4 protein-coding genes are annotated in these 2,987 nt (G+C 66.2%); 1 reads left to right on the top strand and 3 read right to left on the bottom strand.

All coding sequences use genetic code 11. The features are described from left to right. The 3 genes from C4S70_RS17795 to C4S70_RS17805 form a co-directional block, all read right to left on the bottom strand. On the bottom strand, positions 1 to 364 hold a 364-nt coding region (locus C4S70_RS17795; protein WP_104009438.1), incomplete at its 3' end, for a hypothetical protein. A gap of 2 nt (positions 365 to 366) precedes the next feature. Further along, positions 367 to 1,305 carry a phage tail tube protein gene (locus C4S70_RS17800; protein ID WP_104009439.1) on the bottom strand — a complete coding sequence of 313 codons (939 nt, stop codon included), beginning with the start codon at positions 1,303 to 1,305 and terminating at the stop codon, positions 367 to 369. Between the two features lie 24 nt (positions 1,306 to 1,329). Further along, positions 1,330 to 1,749: an acyl-CoA transferase gene (locus C4S70_RS17805; protein ID WP_104009440.1), complete on the bottom strand. Its 420-nt coding sequence runs from the start codon at positions 1,747 to 1,749 to the stop codon at positions 1,330 to 1,332. Between the two features lie 26 nt (positions 1,750 to 1,775). Between C4S70_RS17805 and C4S70_RS17810 the strand changes: the two genes are divergently transcribed. Continuing rightward, positions 1,776 to 2,786, top strand: coding sequence for a LysR family transcriptional regulator (locus C4S70_RS17810; RefSeq protein WP_235003887.1), 1,011 nt, complete (start codon positions 1,776 to 1,778; stop codon positions 2,784 to 2,786). Positions 2,787 to 2,987: the final 201 nt, after the last annotated feature.

Raw genomic sequence — 2,987 nt, forward strand, 5'->3', positions numbered from 1 at the left:
TCGGCAAGGGCGCGGAGGCGTTTTTTTCCTGCTCCAGAAGCAGGCCCTTCGAGACGTATGAAAGCTGGAAGGCCTCGAAGATCGGCCAGATGTCCAGGAGCGCGTCGATGGCCTCGGGGCTGGGGTCTATGGGGTTGCCGTCGGCATCTCCGACACCCTCCCAGGCAAGCACGGCCCGCCGTGCGAGCGCCTTCGCGAACGCCAGCGCGCGTTCCTCGTCCGAAGCCTCTTCGGGGACGGCCTCCACGGCCGGATCGCTGCGCGTCGCGACCATCAGCGCGGTGGTCAGCGGGCGCAGTTGCACGCGGACACTGGGCGCGAGCTCGTGCCAGCGGGGTTCATTGGAAAGATCGAGGGTCAGCATGGTCAGTAACTCGCAACAGAATTCTTGAGGACGACCGCGCACATCTGCCCGGCCACGGAGTCGTATGCGGCCTGCCAGTCGAAACTGGCCTGGATGCCCTGTGGTCCCTGGATCTCGACACGGGGGCGCGGCAGGTAGACGGCATGCGCGGTGATCGTCAGGCTGACATTGGCCGAGATCACCCAGGAGAACTCCAGCGATGCCGCCGTCCCGTTCAGCGCCTGGTCCATAAGTGTCGTGTCGGCAAAGCGCACGTCGATCTTGCCGGTGAGCGCGGCAATGGATGGGTCCGCCCCGTCTATGCGGCCATCGTTGCGGATGGTCTCGATCCGTTCGACATTGTTGGCATAGGTCAGGTCCGCCGAGACGATGTTGCCAAGCGCGGTGCCGTTCCTCTTGATCGCCCCGTTGAAGTGGCCGAACCGCTGCAGGGCGTAGGCCGTGGGCGTGCCGGCTGCTGTCGATGAGGCGACGTTCTCGCCTTGCGCCACCAGCTTGACGTCGGCGGTCAGCAACCCCGAGCGCTGCATGGCGATGCTCAGCTGATCAAGCACGCAGCCCGTGTACATGGCAAAGCGCGGGATCTCGGGCATCGCTACTTCGATGGCCATGCTCGGCAGGGTCCACGAGCCAGACTTGAAGGTGTGGGTCTTGTTCGTGGTCCCCGTTGTCGTCGGCGCCCCGAAGGCGGCCTTCAGCCAGAAGCCGAAGGCCTCGGCATCGAGCGGCACGGTGATGTCGCCGTCGGCCGTCACCGCGTCCTTCAAGGGCGCCAGCGGGTCGCGGCCGTAGCCGAGCAATTCCGAGGCCAGGAGCGGCTGCTCCGCCCCGAGCGAGGCACTGGCGAAGGGCATCTGCATGAAGCCGGACGCGGGCGCGGTGCCATAGGTCGTTTCGAACGCGGCCGCGAGCTGCGACCGCGCCCCTTGGGCGCGTGCCATGGTGTTCTCCTAGGGTTGTTGCTGTCAGGCCAAGGGATCGGCCGTGGCGTAGTGCAGGATCACCGGGATGACGGCGGCCTTGAGGCTCGCCGCGCCCTCCACGGCCAGATCGACCGGCCGCGGGGCTTCCGCTTCGACCCAATCGCACAGTCCACCCAGCGTGCGGTCGGCGGCTAGGGCTGCGCCGATGCTGGCGCAAAGCGTATCGAAAGCGACGTCACGGTCGCCGCCCTGCACGACCGCCTCGATCTCGGCGCGGTGCTGGTAGTGATACGCCAGCGGCGACAGCGTCACCTCCGGCTCCCCCGGCTCGCCATCGCGCAGGATCAGCAGGCCCCCGGCCGGCACCCGTTCGGGCAGCACATCGCCGCGCAGGACGGTAGAGGGCAACGCCGAGAGCCGCGCATGCAGCGCGGCGAGGATGGTTTCGCGAGGGGTGGGCACGTTCTCACTTCTCGGCAGATTCTTCCTTGGCGCTGATCGCCAGGACGTCGCTTTGCCAGACCATTCGCAGCGTGCTGCAATTCCTGCTATTCAGTTGCAGTGGCGTTTTTCGCGACACCTCACGTCAACCTGAAAGTCCCCAGCACAAAATGGACAAGCTTTCCGTCATGCACGCCTTCCGCCGCATCGTCGAGCGCGGCAGCTTCGCGCGCGCGGCGGAGGATCTGGGCGTGTCGCCTGCGCTTCTGAGCCGCGAGATCAAGCTGCTCGAGGAGAGTTTGGGCACAACGCTGCTGACGCGGACGACCCGCTCGATGTCGCTCACTGATGCCGGGCGTCTCTATTACGACGAGGCGACCGGCATTCTGGATGCGGTGACCACGTTCGAGACGCGCATCCGCGACGGCGCCGGCGCGGTGCGGGGCCATCTGAAGGTCAATGCGTCCAGCTCCTTCGGGCAGACGGTGATCGCTCCGATCTTGCCGGGGTTTCTCGACGCCTATCCCGATCTGCGTCTGACGCTGTCCATGGACGACCGGGTCGTGGACATGGTGGAGGGCGGGTTCGACGTTTCCATCCGCATTCGGGCCGCCTTGCCGGATTCAGCACTGGTCGCGCGCAAGCTCGGGACGATGCGGCAACAGATTTTCGCCGCGCCCGCCTATCTCGAAAGGGCCGGCATGCCCCTGGCGCCGCAGGAAATCGCCAGGCACCGCGTCATCGGCTTTCTGCTTGCCGGACATCTGACCTCCTGGGAACTCCACGGCCCTTCCGGGTCGCAGACCGTCGAGCTCGATCCGCCGGTTCGCGTGGGCAACAGCCTCGTGCTGCGCGACCTCCTGATCGCGGGGCAAGGCATAGGCACCCTGCCGGATTTCATCTCCAGGGAACCCGAGGCACGGGGCGATCTGGTGCGTGTCCTGCCGGACTGGGAGCTTCCGGCGCCGGAGATCTTCGCCGTGACCGCCTCGCGGCTCGGCATGGATGCGAAGGTGACGGCGTTCCTCGACCACCTGCGCTCCGCACTGAACGCCTGACATTCTTCAACCAGAGTAAAGAATGAAGTGAGCGCCGGCCGGTTATTCCGGCCCGGAACATCCCCCATCCTCTCAGGCAATGAAATACCCAACCCCGAGAGGATCCCATGACCCGCGTTCTCGTTCTCTACTATTCCAGCTATGGCCATGTCCGCACGCTCGCGCAGGCCGAGGCCGAGGGCGCGCGCAGCGTGCCAGGCA

This window comes from Jhaorihella thermophila (genome assembly GCF_900108275.1).
GTDB classification, from domain to species: domain Bacteria; phylum Pseudomonadota; class Alphaproteobacteria; order Rhodobacterales; family Rhodobacteraceae; genus Jhaorihella; species Jhaorihella thermophila.

Bases quoted from the DNA above. Each gene is read 5' to 3' on its own strand.
- C4S70_RS17800 (WP_104009439.1), bottom strand. From the start codon at position 1,305: ATGGCACGCGCCCAAGGGGCGCGGTCGCAGCTCGCGGCCGCGTTCGAA.